The sequence below is a fragment of the Massilia orientalis genome (assembly GCF_030411975.2).
Taxonomy (GTDB): Bacteria; Pseudomonadota; Gammaproteobacteria; order Burkholderiales; family Burkholderiaceae_D; genus Telluria; species Telluria orientalis.
Window position 1 is genome coordinate 371,213 of the sequence record NZ_JASNRB020000001.1, and the last position, 20,349, is coordinate 391,561.

Consider the following 20,349-nt stretch of genomic DNA (forward strand, 5'->3'; position numbering starts at 1 on the left):
TGAGGCAGATCAAACAAAAAACCCCGCGTCGCCCGGACACTGCTCGTCATCATCGACGAGAGTGAGGTAGATCATGCATTTCCATCATCCCGACGCCGATCCGCTCGCGGCTTGCGCGGCCCTGCGCACGAGCCGGGCGCGCCTGCGCGCGCGTGTCGCCGCCCTGCAGGCGCAGCCGGACGACGCCTTCGTCCAGGATTTCCCCGCCGTCGTGGCGGCTGTCGAAGCCGATTTCCGCCGCGAGGAAGCGCTGCTGGAACGGCTCGGCGACGCCGCGCTGCACCCGCGCCGGGCCGACTACGCCGTCGTGTTGTGCGCCCTGCACCGCACACTGCCCCAGATCGAGGGCGGCGATGTCGGCCTGGGCCGCCAGGTCGCCGATGCGCTGGAGGCCGTGCTGTCGCTACCGTGGGATGCCGGCACGGAAGTGGCCGCCGCCCCGCGCCAGGCACCGCCGCCGGATACGCGGCCACAACGCGTGCCGGCCCACCTGCATTAGACAACGATCAATGTCACGATGTTTCCACAGGAAATTTTTATTTCTGTCGAGAATCTTTACATGACACTGCGACATTGATTTTTGTTCAAAATCGATTTCCTTACAGAACAGATAGTTATAGTTTTTGGCACGTTCCTTGCGTTAAGTCGATGAGCAAAACAAAAAATGTCACAAGACAACCTCATCGTTTGATCAACCCAAAGGAAACAACATGCTGAAGACTACCCTGAATGCTGCCGTGCTCGCCGCCATGAGCGTCCTGGTCCCGACCCTCGCCCACGCGACGCTTCTGGCCCCGACCTCGACGACCAAGTTCGACGTGAGCAATACTGTGACGGACACGCTCGGCGGCGGAAAGACAAGTTCCGACGGCGCGAGCAGCGGCAAGGCGAATACGAACATGGATACCCTCAAGACCGCCGCAGTCGCGCAGTTCGACAAGAGCAAGGGCGTGCTGACGGGCGCCACCGTCAACCTGGTGTCGAAGTACAAGCAGACGACGGCCGTCACCGTCGGCACCGGCGGCACCGGCGGGAACAACGACGGCACGTTCACGGCCAAGGGCACGGCCAGCAGCTCGATCAGCCTCGGCATTCCGACCGGCGTCACGGGCGCGAGCGCATCGCAAAGCGACATCAAGGACACCTGTACCTTCACCGGCAAGATCAAGACGGGCTGCAGCGATGGCGTCAGCGAAAAGCAGGTCGACAACAGCACGACGGTGAAGGGCACGGCGCTGAACGCCTACGTCGGCGGCGGCAGCTTCCTCGCCGACCTGCTGGCGGTCTCGAACACGGCGGAAACGACGTCGAACCAGTTCCTCACCGACGCCACCACGACGTCGACGATCAACTGGACAGGCGAGCTGAGCGCAACCTACAGCTACCTGCTGCACGCGGCACAGTCGTTCGACGGCAAGTCGGCGGTCACCGAGCTGACGCTCGATTTCGGCAATGTCTACCTGAACGACACGGTGAAGGCCAAGGACTTTTCGATCGCCAACCTGGCCGATAACGACCGCGTGGGCCTGAAGCTGACCAACTTCGCGGAGACGGACGCGAACAACGTGTTCGGCACGAGCCTGGCGCTGTTCGACAACCTGGTGCAGGGCGGTTCCAACGGCTACACGGCATCGTTCCTCGCGACCGTCCTGGGCAAGAACACGGCAACCTACCAGCTGACCCTGGCCGACGCGACGCCGGACGGCACCTATGCGTCCGACACCCTGGGCAAGGGCTATAACCTGACGCTGAACCTCATGGCGAACGTGGTCGAGCGCAAGGCCGACGCCGCCGGCGGCAACGTGCCGGAACCGGCGTCGCTGATGCTGCTGGGCCTGGGCGCTGCCGGCCTCGCGGCCGCACGCAAGCGCCGCCAGTCCTGATCCGCGGCAGCGCCCGGGCGGTCAGCGCAGCGCGAGCTGCGCGGCCGCCGGGCGCGCGGCGGCGCCGGCCTGCACGTTCAGGCGGAACGCGCCGACCGCCAGCGCCAGGCTGTCGGCTTCCTCGCGCAGCTGCTGCGCGGCCGCCGACGCCTGCTCCACGAGGGCCGCGTTCTGCTGCGTGGCCTGGTCCATCTGGACGATGGCGCGATTCACCTCCTCGATGCCGGACGACTGCTCTTCGCTGGCCGCCATGATCTCCGACATGATGTCCGTCACGCGGTTGATGCTGCCGACGATCTCGCCCATGGTGGCGCCGGCCTGATCGACCAGTGCCGAGCCGTGGTGCACCTTCTGCACCGAGTCGTCGATGAGCGACTTGATTTCCTTCGCGGCGGCGGCGCTGCGCTGCGCCAGATTCCTCACTTCCGATGCCACGACGGCAAAGCCGCGGCCCTGCTCGCCCGCCCTGGCCGCCTCGACGGCCGCGTTGAGCGCGAGGATATTCGTCTGGAACGCGATACCGTCGATGACGCCGATGATGTCCGCGATACGGGTCGCCGACGTGTTGATCGCGCCCATCGTCGCCACGACCTGCGTCACCACCGTGCCGCCCTTGGCCGCCACTTCCGACGCCGACTGCGCCAGCGTGTTCGCCTGGCGCGCGTTGTCCGCGTTCTGGCGCACGGTGGAGGTCAGCTGTTCCATCGACGTGGCCGTGCGTTCCAGCGACGCGGCCTGTTGCTCCGTGCGCTGCGACAGGTCCAGGTTGCCGCTCGCGATCTGGCCCGAGGCCGAGGCGATCGTATCGGTCGACGTGCGCACGCGGCCCACGATGCGCGCGAGGCCCGCGTTCATCTCGCTCAGCGCGCGCATCAGTTGACCCGTCTCGTCGCGCCCGCGGACAGGGATATCCTGCGTCAGGTCGCCGTCCGCGACGGCGCCGGCGATGCGCACGGCCTTGTCCAGCGGCCGCACGATGCTCTTGATCAGCATGGCGCCCACGAAGCCGGCCAGGATCAGGCCCAGCACCATGCCGGACAGGCAGACGAAGCGCACGATCTCGTACATCGTTCGGGAGCGCTGGTTGGCAGCGGCCGCCTCGTCCAGCTGGATCTGGATCAGCGCGTCGATCGACGCCTTCACGGGGCGGAACAGCTCGACCATCGGACCGTGCACGAGCGCCGTGCCGCGCGCCGTGTCGCCGGCGCGCACGGCGGCGACGATCGGCTGCAGCGCCTCGTCGACGAACTTCGTCTTGAGCTGCATGAAGCGCTGGGCTTCCTGCTGTTCATGGCCGGTCATCGCCGTGGCCATGTACGCCTTCCACTGCGTGTCGATGACTGCATCATTGCGCGCGATGTCGTCGACGAGGCCGGCGACCTTGCCCGGCTCGGCCGTCAGCGCGCGCGACAGGTTGACCTGGTTCTCGTCCATGGCGCGGACGATCTTGTCGAGCTCGCCCACACAGACGAGCCCGTCCGAATACATGGATTGCATCTGGCCGTTGGCGTGGCCGAGGCTGACCAGGCCGACCGTGGCACCCACGATCAATTCCAGGCCGAGGAGCGCGATCACGAAGATCAGGCGCGTTTTAATAGTGATATTTTTTAGCATGATGGGCAGGACGTTGGTTGATCCGATTAATTATAGAAACCATTAGTGCCTAGTGGAAATGAACTAGGCACCAATTAATCAGATTTCGTCCCGCCGTCGCCAATCTGCAACGTAGCGTTGCCAGACTGGTGCGGCCTGCGCGCGGATCAGCGCAGGTTGCCCGTGTGGCCCAGCGAGTAGCGGCCAGGTTGCGGCCAGACCGTCAGGCCATGCGGTTCGCCGCCGACCTTCACCTTCTGCATGGCGCCCGTCTTCGTATCGATGCGGTAGACGACGTCGTCGAAGCGGCCGGACAGCCACAGCCACTTGCCGTCCGCGCTGACGTTGCCCATGTCCGGGCTGCCGCCGCCCGGCACCGGCCAGTTGGCGACGATCTTGCCGGTGGCGAAGTCCAGCACGGCCACGCTGCCCTTGCCCTTCGGCTTGCCGTGGATGCGGTGCGTGCCGCGGCTCGCGATGTACAGGAACTTGCCGTCGCGACTCGGGTACAGGCCGTGCGTGCCGATGCCGACCGGGATGAAGCCGATCTGCGTCAGGTTGTCGCCGTCGACGACGTGCACGCCGTCCGCGTCCATGTCGGCGATGTAGAAGCGCTTGCCGTCCGGCGACATGCGCACGTCTTGCGGCATGCCCTTCTTCGACGTGCAGATCTCGCTGGCGCCCGGCGCCGTCGGGTCGACGCCTTCGCGGAAGCGCGTGGACGGCATCGTCAGTTTCAGGTAGCCGAGCACCTTGCGCTCCACGAGGTCGATCTTCGCGAGGCTGCCGTCGAATTCGCACGTGAACAGCGCATAGCGGCCGTCGATCGAGAACTCGGCATGGTTGATGCCGCCGCATTTGGGCACCTCGATCGCGTATTGCATCGCCATCGTGTGCGGATCCCGGAAGTCGAGGCGGTGGCGCGCTTCCGCCACGACGATCGCCGACTTGCCGTCCGGCGTGAAATACATGTTGTACGGATCGTCGACCGGGACGTTCGCGCCGGGCTTGCCGGTGCGCGGATCGATGGGCGTCAGGCTGCCGTCGCCCGTGCGCTCGGCATTGTTCGCGACCCACAGGGTGCGCAGGTCCCAGGACGGGATCACGTGCTGCGGGCTGCGGCCCACCTTGAAGCGGTCGACGACCTTCAGCGTCGCCGGATCGATGACGGACACGTCGTTCGAGCGCAGGTTCGGCACGTACACGCGTTCCAGGTCGCCCTTGACGGCGGGACTCAGCTGCGTGATCTCGCTGTAGACGTTGTGCGGATCGACGACGCGCGGCATGCCGGGCACGGAGACCACGGCCGGGGATTTGGTGACGGGCGCAGGCGCAGGCGCGGTCGCGGACGCGGACGCGGTCGCATCGACGAAGCGCGACGCGACGACGCCGCCGGCCACGACGGCCAGGGCCAGGACGGCACCGATGGTGGTTTTGGAGGACACGATGACTCTTTACTTTCGATGGGAGGAATTCGGAGACGGCTCGCGGGTGGCGCGGATCGCGGCCACGGACGCATCGACGATGCGCTCGACGCCGACGCGGCCCAGGTCCGCCGTGGCACGGGTCGGATCGCCATGCACGCCCGCGCGCACGCCGCCGCGCGCGCCGGCCGCGAGCTGTGCCGGACGCACGAGCGCCGGGTCGACGGCCAGCGACAGCGCCGTGTCGGCGAGGCCCGCGTGCGTGCCGATCTCGGCGTCCGTGAAGCCGCGCTGTTTCAGGTCGGCGTTGAACGTGGTCGTGGCGGCATCGTAATACGCGCCCAGTGCGTGAGCGCGGCAGCCGCCGGCACCGCCGTTGCTTCGATTTACCCGCGCCGCGGCCCTGGCTTCATTCGTTTGGTAGCCCCCGTGGTCGCCCAGGAAGAACACGTCGCGGATGCCGTGCTGGCACAGGCTTTTCGCGGTGGACTCCAGCAGCGCCTCGAACGCGGCGTCCGGGATCGAGATCGTGCCGGCGAAGCGCATGTGCGCGGCCGGCGGCGCGATCGCCCCTTCCGGCACGTAGGCGACGACGGGCGCGACGACGGCATCGCCGAGTTTGGCGGCGATGCGTCCCGCCAGCACGCGGGCGCGGACGTTGTGCTTGCCGAGGACGATGTGCGGGCCGCTCTGCTCGGTGCCGCCGATGGGCACGAGGGCCGTCGTGGCGCCGGCCGCGATGCGGTCGCGCAGTTCCGGCGACGTCATCTCTTCGAGGTAGACGCCGGGGGTGACAGACGAGGCGGCGGACCCTGCGAGAGGCAGGGCCAGGCCGGCGATCGCCAGCGCGCGGCGGACGACCGAAATGTGCAGGTGAAGCATGTGATCCGTGTTCCTGATGCTTTACAACTATTGTAGAGCATCCTCACGCACGGGACGGAACGCGGACCCCGTATTTTTTATTACCGGAGCATTACCGTTGGTTTATCCGTCACGGCGGCTTGTGCCGCGGTCGGCCGTTGCGGCCGCATCGTCCGGCGTCTGCGCCTCGCCGCTCTGGCGGTTGCCCCGGTCGACGCCGGGAATCGGTTCCGTCGCGCTGCCGTGGCTGCTCTGCGGCGCGCCCGGCGGGTTCACGTTGCTTTCTGGCGACGCGGCCGGGAAGTTCGTATGGCGGCTGGGATCGCCGCGTTTCTGATCCGTCATGATGTGCTCCTTGGCGTAACGACAATACACGCCATATGGGACCGCGCCGCATTCCGCCCAATCGGACGACACGCCGCCGCCGCGTAGGAGCATGACTCCAGTCGAACCAAACGTGATTGAACGTGTCCACTCGCAATCATGGAAAGACGCTGCGACGGTGGGAGCGCGTGGCTCGGCTTGTCCCGGTGGCCCGCGGCCTGCTGGCCGCCGCCCACATCGCCGCCAAGGTCCTGAAATGGAAGGACGGCGAAGCCTCCATCGTCGGCTGGCTGCCGCAGAGAAGGGTCTCACCGAGATCATCTTCGCCAACATCCTGCTCGACAAGCAGATCATCACGAGCGAAACATTCACGGCGCTGCTTTTGATGGCCGTCGGCAGTACAATGCTGACTGTCCCGGTCGTGCATCCGAAACTGCATCGCATGCAGCACCGCGGACTGGTGAATCAGGCCAGTTCCTGATCGGATTCGACGAAGGTGGATGACACATGGCGCGCAGCGGACTCACGAAATCACAGGTCAGGGAAGCCCGCGACCGGCTGCTCGCGGAGGGCCGTCATCCCTCCGTCGACGCGGTGCGCCATGCACTCGGCGACAGTGGGTCCAAGTCGACCATCCACAAACACCTGAAGGAGCTGCGCGCCGAAGACGGCGGCGCGGACGCCGTGGCGGGCATGCGCCGCGAGGACACGGGCCGCGCCCTGCACGCCCTCGTCGACGAAGTGGCCGACCGCCTGCACGCCGACTTCGACGAGCGCATGCGCCTGCTGCGCGCCGCCCACGAGCAGGCCTTGCTCGAGCGCGACCGCGAACTGGCCGAATTGCGCAGCACCGTCGCCACCCTGACCGCCCGGGTGAAACAGCTGGAGCTGGAAGCCCAGTTCGGCGCCGACGAGACGCCCCTGCGCCACTGGCAGGACCGCGCCGGCGTGCCGGGCGGCTTCGGCCACTTCGACAACAACTTGCTGAACTCGCGCTCGGCCGTGCGCGACATTTCCCCCTTCGACCTGATCCGCGCCGCCGCCCGTTCGTGATCGCCACCGCACGGACGCGCCGCCGCCGACCTGCTACAACGTGGCCAACGATAGCCAGGGAGAACGAGCGATGCTAACACTGGACAATATGGACCGTGCGCGGGTCGACCGGCTTGGCGCATTGACGGCGCACGTCGTCGAACACGCGCTGGCCTCGGGCCTCGCCTGGGACGAAGCGATCCTGGCCTTCGGCATCGCCGCCAGGGCGATGGCGATGAAGGCGTCCGACCAGGGCGCCGGCACGCCCGAACAATGCGCCGCGCAGGCCGAGCGCCGCCTGAAATCGGGCATGACGCAAAGCGCGGACGTGTTACGCGCGTGGCTGGGTTGAGCGCGACGGTCCTGTTGTCGGCACGCGATCTGCGTTCGCCGTTCGGCGGACCGTTCACCTTCGACGTGCACGCGGGCGAATGCATCGCGATCCAGGGACCATCCGGCGCCGGCAAAAGCGTCCTGCTGCGCATGCTGGCCGACCTCGATCCGCACGACGGCGACGCCCTGCTGGACGGGCGGCCCGCGTCGTCGATGTCCGCCCCCGACTGGCGCGCCGCCGTCGTCTACCAGGCGGCCGAACCCGCGTGGTGGGAAGCGACGGCCGGCGCGCACTTCGCAAACGCCGGCCGTGAGTTCATGGACGCCACGCTGGCCGCGCTGGGCCTGGCCCCGGCCCTGCTGGACACGGAGATCGAACGCCTGTCGACGGGCGAACGCCAGCGCCTCGCCCTGGTCCGCTCGCTGGCCCGGCGCCCGCGCGTGCTGCTGCTCGACGAACCGACGGGCGCCCTCGATCCCGACGGTGTCGCGCGCGTGGAGGCGCTGCTGCGCGAACAGCTGGCGGCCGGCATGGCGATACTGGTCGTCACGCACGCGGGCGAACAGGCGCGCCGCCTCGCGCAGCGCATCTTCCGGCTCGAACAGGGAAAGCTGACGACGACATGAATGCGATCCACCTGGGCACGTGGGACCTGCTCGCGGCCGCGCTACTGATCGTACTGGACGCCGCGCTGTCGCTCGCGCTGGGCCTCGGACTGCATCGCCAGATCCTCGTCGCGGCCGTGCGCATGGTGGCGCAGCTGGCCATCGTCGGCCTCGTGCTGCGCCACGTGTTCGCCACGAGCTCCGCCGCGGCCACGCTGGCCGTCGTCGTGTTCATGATCGCCGCCGCCGCGCGCGAGGTCGCGACCCGCCCGAAGCAGCGCCTGAAACGCCACGTGAACTACCAGATCGGCGCCGCCGTCGTGTCCTGCACCGGTGTCGCGACCGTGCTGCTGGCGCTGACGACGGCCGTACGCCCGACGCCGTGGTACGAACCGCGCTACGCGATCCCGCTGATGGGCATCGTCCTCGGCAGCGTGCTGAACGCCGCCAGCCTCGCGCTGGACGGCATCCTCGACGGCGTCGTGCGCGAGCGCGCCCGCATCGAGGCGCGGCTCGCGCTCGGCACGCCGCTGCGCGAAGCCATCGGCCCGCTCGTGCGCAACGCGACGCGGCGCGGCATGATCCCCGTCGCGAACCAGATGTCGGCCGCCGGCATCATCACCCTGCCCGGCATCATGACGGGCCAGCTGCTCGCGGGCATGGACCCGATCGAGGCCGTCAAATACCAGATCCTGCTGATGTTCCTGCTGGCCGGCGCGAGCGGCCTGGCGTCCGTCGGCGCCGCCATGCTGGCCGTGCGGGCCCTCGGCGACGACCGCCAGCGGCTGCGCGTCGACCGTTTGCGCGCTTAAACCGGACGGGCCACGATCAGGGCCGTGTCGACCGTGAAGCTGCCGTCCTCCCCGATCTGGAAATAGTCCTTCACTTCGCTCGCTGCGCGCGCATGCAGCGAACGGATCGCGGCCACGTGGACGTCGGGCGTGCGCATCCGCGCGATCCACGACGCGAAGTCCAGGCGCAGCCTGTACGTGACCACGTCGTCGGCCGCGAAGCCGACGGCCGCCAGCGCCGTCTGCCATTCCGCCACCGACGCGTTGCGCACATGGGACGGATCGCGCAGCAGTTCCAGCGTCTGCAGCCATGTGTCGAGCAACGGCACGCCGGGCGAGACGACGTCCATGAACAACCCGAGACCCTCCGGCTTCACGACGCGGCGCATCTGTGCGAGTCCGTCGCGGAAGGCGCCCCAATGGTGCGCGCTGTAGCGGGTGGCGACGACGTCGAACGACGCATCGGGACAGGGCAGCGCTTCGGCCGCGCCCTGTTTCGTGACGAGATTGTCCAGCCCGCGTCTACGCGCTTCCGTGCCGACCGTGTCCAGCATCGCGGCGGACAGGTCGTACGCGACGACCTTGCCGACCTGGCCCGCCATGCGGAACGCCACATGGCCGCCGCCGCAACCCATGTCCAGCGCGACGGCATCCGGACGGCGGCCGATCAGGTCCGCCATCCGCTCCAGGTCCGCGCCGGCCGCGTGCACGGCGCTGGTGAGATAGGCCTCGGCGCGGGAATCGTATTGTTCGAGGACGGTGGCATCGTGGTTGTGCATATTGGCTCCTGGGTTTGATCGTTTGGTCATTGTCTGCGAGGCGTTTTCCTGTTACAAGGAGCCTGTTTATCCTGGTATAAGGAGCACCATGACCGACGCACACCGGCGCCAGATGCTCGGCGCCTTCATCCGCGCCCACCGCGCGCGCCTGACGCCCGTCCGGCCCGGCACGCGCCGGCGCACGCCCGGCCTGCGGCGCGAGGAACTCGCGGACGCGGCCGGCCTCGGCGTCACATGGATCACGTGGCTGGAACAGGGCCGCGACGTGCAGCCGTCCGTCGCCGCGCTGTCGCGCCTGGCCGACGCGCTGCAGCTGTCCGCGGCCGAGCGGGCGTCGCTGTTCGACCTCGCCGGCAAGAAAGACCCGCGCGCCCTGCCCGACCACGCCGACGACCTGTCCCCGGCGCTGCTGGCGCTGCCGGCGCTGATGGCCGCGCCGGCCTACCTGCTCGACCACACGTGGACGGCACGCGCCTGGAACGACGCCGCCACCGCACTGTTCGTCGGCTGGCTGGACGCGGACGCGCCCGACCGCAACCTGCTCCGCTACGTCTTCCTGCATCCGGCCGCGCGCGAGCTCATCGTGGACTGGGACACGCGGGCCCGGCGGCTGGCGGCGGAATTCCGGGCCGATTTCCACCGGCGGCCCGCGGATGGGGACATGCAGGCGTTGGTCGAACAATTGTGCCGCGACAGCACGTTGTTCGCACAATGCTGGGACAAGCAGGACGTGCTGCACCGGGAAGGCGGGGAGCGGCGGTTCCGGCATCCTGTCAGGGGGGAGCTGGGGTTCGTCCAGACCACGTTGCTGGTGGCGTTGCAGATGGAGATCAAGCTGGTGTGCCTGGCGGCGGGAACCTCTGCCGTCTGAGCCGGTCGATACCCTGGTGTGATCGACGCCAGGGAGAACGCGCATGGACGGCCACGCCACGGATACCTTCGACGTTGCCGGGCTGGTGCCGGGTTTCCGGCCGCCGCCGCAGCCCGTACGCGCCCAGGACGATGCGCAACTGGCCGCGGCCGACGCGCGCATGCGGCACTGGCGCGAGCCGGCCGACGGCCCCCTGGTCCCCGGCTCGGACCGCCACGGCGACGCCACGTGCCGCATGTTCCGCGACACCTTCAATCCCTACCGCCCCGCCGTGCTGGACTGGCCCGTGCTGGAACCGGCGGTGCGCGACCGCATCGTCGCGCTGCCGATCTGGGACATCGCGGTCCAGACCGAAGGCAAGGCGCGCCTGCGCATGGCGGCCTATGCCGGCACCCTGCGCGATCCCGTCATGCGCGATGCGCTCGCGCTGAATGCGTGGGAAGAGCAGCGTCACAAGGACGTGCTCGCGCGCATGGTCGCGGCGTACGGCATCGACCTCGCGCCCGAACCCGTCCAGCACCCGCCCCGGGATCCGGAGTGGGGGTACCTCGTCACCGGCTACAGCGAATGCATCGACAGCTTTTTCGCCTTCGGCCTGTTCGAACTGGCGCGGCGTTCCGGCCTGTTCCCGCCGGCGCTCGTCGACACGTTCGAGCCCGTGATGCAGGAAGAGTGCCGGCACATCCTGCTGTTCGCCAACTGGGCCGCCTGGCACCGCGCGCGCCTGTCGTTCCTGCGCCGCGTGCGCTTCGAAGCGAAGGTCGCCGCCGTGTGGGCGTTCCTCGCGTGGGAGCGGATCGGCCTCGCACGCGCCATGGACGCGGACGGCGCGCGCACGCAGGACAATAATTTCACGCTGCACGGGGCGCAATCGGTCGCGGACGATGGCGCCGGTGTCCGCGACCTGCTCGCGCTCTGCCTTGCAGAAAACGACCGGCGCTTTGCGGGTTATGACGAACGGCTGCTGCGGCCGCGGACCGTGCCGCGCCTGGCCCGGTTCGTGCTGCGGCTGGCCAGGCTGTTCGGGCGCGGGCGCTGAATCTGCGCCGTCCGCGTCGTCAGCATGGTCAGCATGGTCAGCGTCGTCCCTGGCGGCATGGAGCCGGGGTATCGCAAGAGCCTAAACCACACCCCGCGCCCGCGCCGGGACCAATGCCGCGTGTCACGGCACGCCTACCGCACCTACGCCAGATAGCCTTCCCCCAGATACCCTTCCCGCCCGAACCACGCGACCGCCGCCCGCACGCCGGCAACGTACGGTCCCGGCCGGTAGCCGAGCTCCCGCTCCGCCTTGTCCGACGAAAAAAACATCCGGTTGCGCGACATCTTCAAACCGTCCACCGTCAAGAACGGCTCGCGCCCGCGCAGGCGTGCGAGCGCCTCGGCCGCGTGCGCCAGCGGCACCAGCGGAGCGGCCGGCAATCTGACGCGCGGCGGCCTGCGCCCGACGAGTTGCGCGATCTCGCCCAACAGCTCGCGCAGCATCACGTTCTGCCCGCCGAGGATGTAGCGCTCGCCCACGCGCCCACGCGTGAGGGCGAGCAGGTGCCCGCGCGCCACATCCTCGACATCGACGACGTTCAGCCCCGTCTCGACGAATGCCGGCATCCGGCCACGGGCCGCCTCGACGATGATGCGTCCCGTCGGCGTCGGACGCACGTCGCGCGCGCCGACCGGTGTCGACGGATTGACGATCACGGCCGGCAAGCCGTCCTGCGCGACCATGCGCTCGACGAGACGCTCGGCCGCCACCTTGCTGCGCTTGTACACACCGATGGCCTCGCGCTCCGCCAGCGGTTCGTCTTCCGTGGCCGCCGCGGTCGACGGACTCACCCGCAACGTGGCCACGCTGCTGGTGACGACAGCGCGCTCGACCCCGGCTGCCAGCGCCGCCCGCATCACGGTCGCCGTGCCCTCCAGGTTGTTGCGCATGATCTCGCCGGGATCGGGTGCCCACAACCGGTAATCCGCTGCGACATGCAGCAGGAAGCGCACGCCGGCCAGCGCGCGCCCGACCGCCGCCGCGTCGCGCATATCGCCTGCGACGACCTCGGCGGACAACCCCGCCAGATTGCGGCGCGGGCTGCTTGCGCGCACCAGGGCACGGACGGCATACCCCTGTTCCAGCGCCGCGCGCGCCACGGCGGCGCCGACGAACCCGGCCGCGCCCGTGACCAGCACGAGGTCGCCTCCCGCCACCATGGCCTCCTTCCGGCATCCATCTGCAGCGCATTCTAATCAGATATGCGAGGCGCATACGCATCTGGATCAAACGCCGCGTGCGAACTTGCGCGCCGGCGGAGACTCCAATCTGCACCGAACGGAAAGCACCGCAGAGAACCGTCATGCACGTGATCCTAGCCCAGCCGCGCGGGTTTTGCGCGGGCGTCGTCCGAGCCATCGAGATCGTCGAGCGCGCGCTCGAACGGCATGGTGCGCCCGTGTACGTGCGCCACGAAATCGTCCACAACAAGGCCGTGGTCGACGGCCTGCGCGCCAAGGGCGCCGTGTTTGTCGAAGACCTGGACGAAGTGCCGCCGCAGGCGGTGACGGTGTTCAGTGCGCACGGCGTGGCGCGCACGGTCGAGGCCGAAGCCGGCGCGCGCGCCCTGCGGGTGCTGGACGCGACCTGCCCGCTCGTCGCCAAGGTCCACATCCAGGGGCGCCAGTACGCGGCCGGCGGCCGCACGGTGATCCTGATCGGCCATCCCGGCCACCCGGAGGTCGAGGGGACGATGGGGCAGATCGACGGCCGCGTGCTGCTCGTGCGCGACGCGCGCGAGGCCGAGGACCTCGACCTGCCGCCCGACACGCCGGTCGCCTACGTGACGCAGACGACGCTCAGCGTGGACGACACGCGCGGCGTCATCGCGGCCCTGCGGCGGCGCTTCACGGACATCGTCGGACCCGACGTGCGCGACATCTGTTACGCCACGCAGAACCGCCAGCGCGCCGTGCGCGACCTGTGCCGCCGGGTCGACGTGCTGCTCGTCGTCGGGGCGCCCAACAGTTCGAACTCGAACCGGCTGCGCGAAATCGGCGCGGAGACCGGCACCCCGACCTGGCTGCTCGCCGACGGCAGCGAGCTCGACCCCGCCTGGGTCGCGGGCGCGGCGGTGGTCGGGATCACGGCCGGCGCGTCCGCGCCCGAGGCCATGGTCGAGCACGTCATCGGTGCCCTGCGCGCACTCGCGCCCGTCGAGGTGTCGACGATGGACGGGGTCGAGGAACACATCGAATTCCGGCTGCCGCGCGCGCTCGCTGCCGGGCCGGAAGCCGGCACACATTGACGACAGGGACACGAGCATGGCCATCCCGCTCCTGCAGAAAGCTCTCGTCGGCGCCTACGTGCTGCGCAAGCACCTGGCCGGCGAACGACGCTACCCGCTCGCGCTGATGCTGGAGCCGCTGTTCCGCTGCAACCTGGCGTGCGCGGGCTGCGGCAAGATCGATTATCCGGCCGAGATCCTCGACCAGCGCCTGTCGGTGGAAGAGTGCCTCGGCGCCGTCGACGAATGCGGCGCGCCGGTCGTCTCGATCGCGGGCGGGGAGCCCCTGCTGCACAAGGACATGCCCGCGATCGTCGCCGGCATCGTCGCACGCCGCAAGTTCGTCTACCTGTGCACGAATGCGCTGCTGCTGGAACGGCAGCTCGACCGGTACCGCCCGGGCCCGTTCTTTACATGGTCGGTGCACCTGGACGGCGACGAGGGCATGCACGACCGTTCGGTCTGCCGCGCGGGCGTGTACCGGCGTGCCGTGGCCGCAATCCAGCGTGCCAAGGCGGCGGGCTTCCACGTCAACGTCAACTGCACGCTGTTCGACGATGCCCGCCCGGAGCGGGTGGCAAGCTTCTTCGATACATTGAAGACGATGGAGGTCGACGGCATTACCGTGTCGCCGGGCTATGCCTACGAACGCGCGCCGGAACAGCAGCATTTCCTCACGCGCAACCGGACGAGACAATTGTTCCGTGACATATTCGCGCGCGGCGAAGGGGGGCGGCGCTGGGCGTTCAGCCAGTCCAGCCTGTTCCTCGACTTCCTCGCGGGGAACCAGACCTATCATTGCACCCCCTGGGGCAATCCCACGCGGACCGTATTCGGCTGGCAGCGTCCATGCTACCTGCTCGGCGAAGGCTATGCCGCATCGTTCCGGGAACTGATGGACGACACCGACTGGGAGGCCTACGGTACGGGCCGCTACGAGAAATGCGCGGATTGCATGGTGCACAGCGGCTACGAGGCAAGCGCCGTGCGGGACACGCTCGCCCGCCCCCTGGCGGCGGCCCGTGTCGCGCTGCGGGGCGTCGCCACCGACGGGCCGATGGCACCGGATATTCCGCTGGGCGGACAGCGGCCCGCGCAACACATGCATGCGCAGCAGGTCGCCATCCGTCTCGACGAGATCCGGGGCCGCAAGGCCGGGCTGAATGGAGGAACCCGATGATGCCGTCCTTCGTCACGCTGGCCGGCTCGACGCTGACGGTGCTGGCCACGCTTTACGCGCTGGCGGCGCTGCTCTGCCACGGCCGCATCCGGCGCGCGCGCGCGGACCGGCCACCGCTGTGGACGCCTGTCACCGTGCTCAAGCCCCTGTGCGGTGCCGAGCCCCGGCTTGAAGAGAATCTCGCCGGCCTGTGCAGCCAGACGCACCCGCATGTCCAGCTCGTGTTCGGGGTCCGCGATCCGACCGACCCGGCCGTCGCCGTCATCGGGCGCCTGGCCCGGCGCTTCCCCGCCGTCGACATGCGGCTCGTCGTCGATCCGCGCATCCACGGCAGCAACCTCAAGGTGAGCAACCTCATCAACATGATGCAGGCCGCACGCCATCCCTGGCTCGTGCTGGCCGACAGCGACATCGTCGTCGGGCCCGATTACGTCGCCCGCGTGACGGCGCCGCTGGCCGAGCCGCAGGTCGGCATCGTCACGTGTCTGTATCACGGCCGGCCGCTGGACGGTGTCTGGCCGCGGATCGGCGCACTCTTCATCGACACGTGGTTCGCCCCCTCCGTGCGGGTCGCGAGCAGCGGCGGCGGCAGCGCCTTCGCGTTCGGGGCGACGATCGCGGTGCGCGCGGCGACGCTCGAGGCCATCGGCGGCATCGAGGTGCTGGAGAACCGGCTGGCCGACGACTACCGGCTCGGCGAACTCGTGCGCGGTCTGGGCCTGGCGACAGTGTTGTCCGACGTGAACGTGGGCACCGACGTGACGGAAACGGGTCTGCGTGCGTTGTGGTCGAGGGAGCGGCGCTGGATGCAGACGATCCGCTCGCTCAATCCGCTCGGCTACGCCCTGTCGTTCATCACCTTCACCCTGCCGATGCTGGCGCTCGGCCTGTGCCTCGCGCCGACGGCGTGGAACGTGGCACTGGCATTGTGCGGCGCGGCGGCGCGGCTCGGCCTGCACTGGCGCAGGCCGGCGCCGGACATCCCCGCACCCGGTCACGCCTGGCTCGCGCCGCTGCGCGACTGCCTGCTCGTACTGGAGTGGGCGAGCGCGTTTGCCGGCACGACGACGCACTGGCGGGAGCACTGTTTGCCCATCGACACGGGCCGGGCGGCGGCCCCCGACCGGCCCTGCGGTGTGCCGGCCGCGCATGACCGGCCATCCTGGCGATAACGATCATGGACACCACCGCGATGCATACCGCAATGCTGAAGACCCTGTTCCTGCAGGCGCCGTCGTTCGAGGGCTTCGACGGCGGCGCCGGCTCGCGCTACCAGGCGAAGCGCGAAATCCGCTCGTTCTGGTATCCGACCTGGCTGGCCCAGCCCGCCGCCCTCGTGCCCGGCAGCCGGCTGCTCGACGCGCCCGCGGACGGGCTCACCGTGGCGCGGACGCTGGACATCGCCCGCGACTACGACCTCGTGATCATCCACACGAGCACGCCCTCGTTCCCGGGCGACGTACGGTTCGCCGGGATGCTCAGGGAAACGCATCCCGCGATACGCATCGGCATGGTGGGTGCCAGGGTCGCCGTCGATCCCGGCGGAGCGCTCCGGGCGGGCATTCCCGTCGACTTCGTCGCGCGCGAGGAATTCGACTACACCTGCCGCGACGTCGCCGCCGGCCGGCCGCTGGCGGACATCGACGGCATCAGCTGGCGCGATGCCGGGGGCGCGATCCGGCACAACCCGTCGCGCGCGATCATCGAAGACATGGACGCGCTGCCGTTCGTCGCGCCCGTCTACCGGCGCGACCTGAACATCCGCAATTACTTCATCGGCTACCTGAACTATCCGTACGTGTCGCTGTACACGGGACGCGGATGCCGCTCGCGCTGCACGTTCTGCCTGTGGCCGCAGACCGTCGGCGGCCACCGCTACCGCACCCGGTCCGCGGAAAACGTGCTCGCCGAGGTCCGCTGGATCCGCGCGAACATGCCGGAAGTGAAAGAAATCATGTTCGACGACGACACGTTCACCGACTTCCGTCCCCGCGCCGAGGAGATCGCGCGGGGTCTCGGCAAGCTGGGCGTGACATGGTCGTGCAATGCGAAGGCGAACGTGCCCTATTCGACGCTCAAGATCATGAAGGAAAACGGCTTGCGGCTACTGCTCGTGGGCTACGAATCCGGCGACGACCAGATCCTTCTGAACATCAAAAAGGGCTTGCGGACCGACATCGCGCGGCGCTTCGCTGCCGACTGCCGCGCGCTCGGCATCACCGTCCACGGCACGTTCATCCTCGGGCTGCCGGGCGAGACACGGGAGACGATTGCGAAATCGATCGCATTCGCCAAGGAAATCAACCCACACACGATCCAGGTCTCGCTGGCGGCGCCGTACCCGGGCACCCGGCTGTACGAACAGGCGCTGGAAAACGACTGGATACCGGACCACAAGACCATTCCGCTCGTCGACGGCAGCGGGGTGCAACTGGCCGCGCTCAGCTATCCGCACCTGTCGAGCGACGAGATCTATCACGGGGTGGAACAGTTTTACCGCAGTTTTTACTTCCGCCCCTCGAAGATCTGGGAAATCGTCAGCGAGATGCTGCAGAGCTGGGACATGACCCGGCGCCGCCTGCGCGAAGGCGTCGAATTCTTCCACTTCCTGCGCGCCCACGGCGCGTCCCATTCATGAGCGCGCCGCGTGGACGGGGCCTCATCGTCACGGCCGACGACTTCGGCGCGCACCCGAGCGTGAACGCGGCCGTCGAGCGCGCGCATCGGGACGGCATCCTGACCGCCGCCAGCCTGATGGTGGGCGCACCGGCCGCCGAGGATGCGATCGCCCGCGCACGTGCGTCGCCGGGACTGCGGTTGGGCCTGCACCTCGTCCTGGCCGACGGTGCGTCCGTGCTGCCGCCGCGGGCCATCCCCGACCTCGTCGACGCGCAGGGCCGCTTCGGGGGGCGCATGGCACGCGACGGCGCGCGCTACTTCTGCCTGCCGCGGGTACGCCGCCAGCTGGCGCTGGAGATCCGCGCCCAGTTCGACGCGTTCGCCGCCAGCGGCCTGCCGCTGGACCACGTCAACACGCACAAGCATTTTCATTTGCACCCGACGATCCTGACGCTCATCCTCGACATCGGCCGCGCGTTCGGGCTGCAAGCCGTCAGGTTGCCGCGCGAGACGGGGCCACCGGGGAAAGCGTCTCCTGCTTGGCTGCGGCCCTGGCTGGCGCTGCTCGAAGCCAGGCTTGACGCCGCCCGCATCGGCCACAACGACTACGTGGCCGGGATCCGCCAGTCCGGGCGCTTCGACGAGGCGGCCCTGCTGGATGCACTGTGCAACCTGCCGACGTCCGGCATCGGCGAGCTGTACCTGCATCCGGCGCTCGCGTCGGGCGCGGAGATCGCGCCATCGATGCGCGGCTACCGCCACGCCGACGAGTTCGCGGCACTCGTCTCGCCGCATGTGCGTGCGGTGTGCGGCGCCCTGCGCGCGCAGGGCTGGCGATTCGGTGGATTTGCCGACCTTGTCGCCGCAACAGGCGACGGGGCGGACATCCGCGCCGTCGGGGCGGACATCCGCGCCGTCGGGGCGGACATCCGCGCCGACGATGCGGGCACAGGCGGCACCGGAGGGCATTTGGCAGGCCACGCGGACGCGCCGCCGGACACACCACCGGCCGGCGTACCGCCATGCCTTCGCGGGAACGCGGCCGCCGGGCGCACCACGGACCACCGCGACGGCCCATGAGCGACGCCCGCACGATGGGCCGGCTGGCCTGGACGGCATCGATCGCGGGGCTCGCGCTGGTGGCGGCGCTCGTCGCCGCCGAAGGCTGGACCGGCATCGTGGCCGCATTCGAGCGGGCCGGCTGGGCGCTGCTGCTCGTCGTGCCGGCAAGAGTCGTCACACAGGTGTTCGACGTCCGCGCATGGCGCGTGCTGCTCGCGCCGTTCGACCCCGGGCGCGCGGCCGGGCCGCTGTTCCTGTTGTGGGTGGCGCTCGTGCGCGAGGCCGTCAACCGGCTGCTGCCGGTGGCGAACATCGGCGGCGAAGTCGCCGGCGTGCGGCTCGCGGGCCTGCGGGTACCCGACACGGCCGGCGTCGCGGCAAGTGTCGTCGTGGAAGTGTTGCTGACAATCGTCGTGCTCTACCTGTTCTGCGGCGCCGGCGCGCTGCTGATGTTGACGCTGGCGGCCGGGCCCGGCCTCGTCGGGATCATCGTGGGGGCGCTGCTGCTCTCGCTACCGCTGCCCGTGCTCGCCTGGTGGCTGCTCCGCCACGGTGCGCCGTTCGCGCGGCTGGAGCGCCGGGTACTGCGCCTGCTCGGGCCGCAGAACCTCATCGCGCTGCACCTGGACGGCGCGGGCATCGACGCGGCCGTCGTGCGCCTGTTCCGGCAACGCGGCCGTCTCGCCCGCGCCGGGGCGTGGTCGCTGCTGGCCAACGTGCTGGGGACGTTCGAAACGTGGTATGCGCTGGCCCTGCTCGGCCACCCCGTCGGCTTGCAGGCCGCGCTCGCCATCGAGGCGCTGACGCAAGCCGTGCGCCACGCCGGCTTCATGGTGCCCGCCGGCCTGGGCGTGCAGGAAGCGGCCGTGCTGCTGTTCGGCCAGCTGGCCGGCGTGGGCGGGGACGTGGCGCTGTCGCTGGCGCTCGTCAAACGGATGCGCGAGCTCGCGACCGGCGTGCCGGCTCTCGTCTCGTGGCACTGGTTCGAAATGCGCCGCCTGCGTCCGTTCGGCAACCGCCCTCAGGGACCACGATTATGAGCCGCCAGGTATCGGATGAGGCCGTCGATGCCCTCCGCCGCCAGGCGGGCGGCGAACTGCTGCCGATACACCTGGATCATCCACGCACCCATCATGTCGATGTCGTAGATCTTCCAGCCGGCGGGCGTCTTGTGCATCCGGTAGTCGATCGGCATCGTGTCGCCGCCCGTGACCACGGTCGTCCTGACGACGGCATCGGTGGCGTTCGCGGCGGAGCGGGCCGCGGGCGCGTAGCGGAACTGCGTGTTCTCCTGCCGGATCTGCGTCAGCTGGATCGCGTAGGTCCGCGCCAGCAAGGTCTGGAACTCGCGGAACAGCGCCTCACGCTGGGCCGGCGTTGCCTGTGCCCACGCGCTGCCCACCGCGTACTGCGTGGTCAGCATGAAGTCGGTGGATGGCAGGAAGTCGCGGCGGACGATCTCGAGGGTCCGTTCGGGGTCGCCGGCGCGCGCGCCGGGGTCGCTGCGGATGGCGCTCATGACCTGGTCGATCGTGCTCTTCAACGTTTGCTCCGGCGTACGCTCGGCCACCTGCCGGGCACAGGCCGGTGGCGGCATGGAACAGGCCAGGGCAAGCAGAAATAAGGACGGTTTCATGGGATCCTCGATCGGCACATCCATATGACCGTCGTCCGGCCGTCAGTGTTCCCGCGCACGGCTGCGCCAGATCATACGGTCACCCG

The 20,349-nt window shown here is 69.2% G+C and carries 20 protein-coding genes and 2 pseudogenes; 15 read left to right on the plus strand and 7 right to left on the minus strand.

What is annotated here, in order from left to right; genetic code table 11:
* Positions 1–73: 73 nt before the first annotated feature.
* Positions 74–499, plus strand: coding sequence for a hypothetical protein (locus QPK29_RS01520; RefSeq protein WP_371769418.1), 426 nt, complete (start codon positions 74–76; stop codon positions 497–499).
* A gap of 211 nt (positions 500–710) precedes the next feature.
* Complete coding sequence (locus QPK29_RS01525; protein WP_371769419.1) at positions 711–1,883, plus strand: PEP-CTERM sorting domain-containing protein; 1,173 nt, start codon at positions 711–713, stop codon at positions 1,881–1,883.
* A gap of 21 nt (positions 1,884–1,904) precedes the next feature.
* On the opposite strand, the gene QPK29_RS01530 is transcribed toward QPK29_RS01525, so the two are convergent.
* The 4 genes from QPK29_RS01530 to QPK29_RS01545 form a co-directional block, all read right to left on the minus strand.
* On the minus strand, positions 1,905–3,497 hold the full coding sequence (locus QPK29_RS01530; RefSeq protein WP_371769420.1) for a methyl-accepting chemotaxis protein: 1,593 nt from the start codon (positions 3,495–3,497) through the stop codon (positions 1,905–1,907).
* A 146-nt stretch (positions 3,498–3,643) separates the two neighbouring features.
* Positions 3,644–4,762, minus strand: a complete 1,119-nt coding sequence (locus QPK29_RS01535) for a YncE family protein (protein ID WP_371769506.1) — start codon at positions 4,760–4,762, stop codon at positions 3,644–3,646.
* 168 nt (positions 4,763–4,930) lie between these two features.
* Positions 4,931–5,782 carry a creatininase family protein gene (locus QPK29_RS01540; RefSeq protein ID WP_371769421.1) on the minus strand — a complete coding sequence of 284 codons (852 nt, stop codon included), beginning with the start codon at positions 5,780–5,782 and terminating at the stop codon, positions 4,931–4,933.
* Between the two features lie 102 nt (positions 5,783–5,884).
* Positions 5,885–6,106: a hypothetical protein gene (locus tag QPK29_RS01545; protein WP_056124913.1), complete on the minus strand. Its 222-nt coding sequence runs from the start codon at positions 6,104–6,106 to the stop codon at positions 5,885–5,887.
* 194 nt (positions 6,107–6,300) lie between these two features.
* Here QPK29_RS01545 and QPK29_RS01550 point away from each other — a divergent pair.
* The 5 genes and pseudogenes from QPK29_RS01550 to QPK29_RS01570 all read left to right on the plus strand — a co-directional run.
* Positions 6,301–6,566: pseudogene (locus QPK29_RS01550) on the plus strand (cation:proton antiporter); the annotation flags it as partial.
* A 26-nt stretch (positions 6,567–6,592) separates the two neighbouring features.
* Positions 6,593–7,138, plus strand: a complete 546-nt coding sequence (locus QPK29_RS01555; RefSeq protein WP_371769422.1) for a DNA-binding protein — start codon at positions 6,593–6,595, stop codon at positions 7,136–7,138.
* 70 nt (positions 7,139–7,208) lie between these two features.
* Positions 7,209–7,469 (plus strand): hypothetical protein, encoded by a 261-nt coding sequence (locus tag QPK29_RS01560; RefSeq protein ID WP_371769423.1) that lies wholly within the window; start codon positions 7,209–7,211, stop codon positions 7,467–7,469.
* Entirely contained in the window at positions 7,457–8,077 is a 621-nt protein-coding gene (locus tag QPK29_RS01565) for an ABC transporter ATP-binding protein (RefSeq protein WP_371769424.1), read from the plus strand. The genes QPK29_RS01560 and QPK29_RS01565 overlap by 13 nt, the downstream gene beginning before the upstream one ends.
* Complete coding sequence (locus QPK29_RS01570; RefSeq protein WP_056124925.1) at positions 8,074–8,868, plus strand: ABC transporter permease; 795 nt, start codon at positions 8,074–8,076, stop codon at positions 8,866–8,868. Before QPK29_RS01565 ends, QPK29_RS01570 begins: the two co-directional genes overlap by 4 nt.
* Here QPK29_RS01570 and QPK29_RS01575 read toward each other — a convergent pair.
* Positions 8,865–9,626 carry a class I SAM-dependent methyltransferase gene (locus QPK29_RS01575; RefSeq protein ID WP_371769425.1) on the minus strand — a complete coding sequence of 254 codons (762 nt, stop codon included), beginning with the start codon at positions 9,624–9,626 and terminating at the stop codon, positions 8,865–8,867. The two genes, QPK29_RS01570 and QPK29_RS01575, sit on opposite strands and share 4 nt — an antisense overlap.
* 88 nt (positions 9,627–9,714) lie before the next feature.
* On the opposite strand from QPK29_RS01575, the gene QPK29_RS01580 reads away from it, so the two are divergent.
* Positions 9,715–10,497 carry a helix-turn-helix domain-containing protein gene (locus QPK29_RS01580; protein WP_371769426.1) on the plus strand — a complete coding sequence of 261 codons (783 nt, stop codon included), beginning with the start codon at positions 9,715–9,717 and terminating at the stop codon, positions 10,495–10,497.
* 43 nt (positions 10,498–10,540) lie between these two features.
* Positions 10,541–11,536, plus strand: a complete 996-nt coding sequence (locus QPK29_RS01585) for a ferritin-like domain-containing protein (RefSeq protein WP_371769427.1) — start codon at positions 10,541–10,543, stop codon at positions 11,534–11,536.
* Positions 11,537–11,679: 143 nt separating this feature from the next.
* Here QPK29_RS01585 and hpnA read toward each other — a convergent pair whose 3' ends face one another.
* Complete coding sequence (hpnA, locus tag QPK29_RS01590) at positions 11,680–12,699, minus strand: hopanoid-associated sugar epimerase (RefSeq protein ID WP_056124937.1); 1,020 nt, start codon at positions 12,697–12,699, stop codon at positions 11,680–11,682.
* A 143-nt stretch (positions 12,700–12,842) separates the two neighbouring features.
* Between hpnA and ispH the strand changes: the two genes are divergently transcribed.
* The 6 genes and pseudogenes from ispH to QPK29_RS01620 all read left to right on the plus strand — a co-directional run bounded on the left by ispH (position 12,843) and on the right by QPK29_RS01620 (position 19,667).
* Positions 12,843–13,787 (plus strand): 4-hydroxy-3-methylbut-2-enyl diphosphate reductase, encoded by a 945-nt coding sequence (gene ispH / locus QPK29_RS01595; RefSeq protein ID WP_371769428.1) that lies wholly within the window; start codon positions 12,843–12,845, stop codon positions 13,785–13,787.
* 16 nt (positions 13,788–13,803) lie between these two features.
* Positions 13,804–14,946, plus strand: coding sequence for an adenosyl-hopene transferase HpnH (gene hpnH / locus QPK29_RS01600; protein ID WP_371769429.1), 1,143 nt, complete (start codon positions 13,804–13,806; stop codon positions 14,944–14,946).
* Positions 14,946–16,118: a bacteriohopanetetrol glucosamine biosynthesis glycosyltransferase HpnI gene (gene hpnI, locus QPK29_RS01605; protein WP_371769507.1), complete on the plus strand. Its 1,173-nt coding sequence runs from the start codon at positions 14,946–14,948 to the stop codon at positions 16,116–16,118. The genes hpnH and hpnI overlap by 1 nt, the downstream gene beginning before the upstream one ends.
* A 35-nt stretch (positions 16,119–16,153) precedes the next feature.
* Complete coding sequence (gene hpnJ / locus QPK29_RS01610) at positions 16,154–17,584, plus strand: hopanoid biosynthesis associated radical SAM protein HpnJ (protein ID WP_056125194.1); 1,431 nt, start codon at positions 16,154–16,156, stop codon at positions 17,582–17,584.
* Positions 17,581–18,417, plus strand: a pseudogene (gene hpnK / locus QPK29_RS01615) (hopanoid biosynthesis-associated protein HpnK); the annotation flags it as partial. The gene hpnJ and the pseudogene hpnK, both read left to right, overlap by 4 nt.
* 224 nt (positions 18,418–18,641) lie before the next feature.
* Positions 18,642–19,667, plus strand: coding sequence for a lysylphosphatidylglycerol synthase domain-containing protein (locus QPK29_RS01620; protein ID WP_371769430.1), 1,026 nt, complete (start codon positions 18,642–18,644; stop codon positions 19,665–19,667).
* Here the strand turns inward: QPK29_RS01620 and QPK29_RS01625 are convergent.
* The gene (locus tag QPK29_RS01625; RefSeq protein WP_371769431.1) at positions 19,649–20,263 is read right to left on the minus strand and encodes an MlaC/ttg2D family ABC transporter substrate-binding protein; all 615 of its coding nucleotides are present in this window, start codon (positions 20,261–20,263) and stop codon (positions 19,649–19,651) included. The genes QPK29_RS01620 and QPK29_RS01625 overlap by 19 nt on opposite strands.
* Positions 20,264–20,349: the final 86 nt, after the last annotated feature.

Coding starts and splice junctions, on each gene's coding strand:
- QPK29_RS01560 (WP_371769423.1), top strand. CDS start 7,209: ATGCTAACACTGGACAATATGGACCGTGCGCGGGTCGACCGGCTTGGC.
- QPK29_RS01525 (WP_371769419.1), top strand. CDS start 711: ATGCTGAAGACTACCCTGAATGCTGCCGTGCTCGCCGCCATGAGCGTC.
- hpnI (WP_371769507.1), top strand. CDS start 14,946: ATGCCGTCCTTCGTCACGCTGGCCGGCTCGACGCTGACGGTGCTGGCC.
- QPK29_RS01535 (WP_371769506.1), bottom strand. CDS start 4,762: ATGCCGCGCGTCGTCGATCCGCACAACGTCTACAGCGAGATCACGCAG.
- hpnA (WP_056124937.1), bottom strand. CDS start 12,699: ATGGTGGCGGGAGGCGACCTCGTGCTGGTCACGGGCGCGGCCGGGTTC.
- hpnH (WP_371769429.1), top strand. CDS start 13,804: ATGGCCATCCCGCTCCTGCAGAAAGCTCTCGTCGGCGCCTACGTGCTG.
- QPK29_RS01580 (WP_371769426.1), top strand. CDS start 9,715: ATGACCGACGCACACCGGCGCCAGATGCTCGGCGCCTTCATCCGCGCC.
- QPK29_RS01620 (WP_371769430.1), top strand. CDS start 18,642: ATGAGCGACGCCCGCACGATGGGCCGGCTGGCCTGGACGGCATCGATC.
- QPK29_RS01570 (WP_056124925.1), top strand. CDS start 8,074: ATGAATGCGATCCACCTGGGCACGTGGGACCTGCTCGCGGCCGCGCTA.
- QPK29_RS01540 (WP_371769421.1), bottom strand. CDS start 5,782: ATGCTTCACCTGCACATTTCGGTCGTCCGCCGCGCGCTGGCGATCGCC.
- QPK29_RS01545 (WP_056124913.1), bottom strand. CDS start 6,106: ATGACGGATCAGAAACGCGGCGATCCCAGCCGCCATACGAACTTCCCG.
- QPK29_RS01520 (WP_371769418.1), top strand. CDS start 74: ATGCATTTCCATCATCCCGACGCCGATCCGCTCGCGGCTTGCGCGGCC.
- QPK29_RS01575 (WP_371769425.1), bottom strand. CDS start 9,626: ATGCACAACCACGATGCCACCGTCCTCGAACAATACGATTCCCGCGCC.
- QPK29_RS01530 (WP_371769420.1), bottom strand. CDS start 3,497: ATGCTAAAAAATATCACTATTAAAACGCGCCTGATCTTCGTGATCGCG.
- QPK29_RS01625 (WP_371769431.1), bottom strand. CDS start 20,263: ATGAAACCGTCCTTATTTCTGCTTGCCCTGGCCTGTTCCATGCCGCCA.
- QPK29_RS01555 (WP_371769422.1), top strand. CDS start 6,593: ATGGCGCGCAGCGGACTCACGAAATCACAGGTCAGGGAAGCCCGCGAC.
- ispH (WP_371769428.1), top strand. CDS start 12,843: ATGCACGTGATCCTAGCCCAGCCGCGCGGGTTTTGCGCGGGCGTCGTC.
- QPK29_RS01585 (WP_371769427.1), top strand. CDS start 10,541: ATGGACGGCCACGCCACGGATACCTTCGACGTTGCCGGGCTGGTGCCG.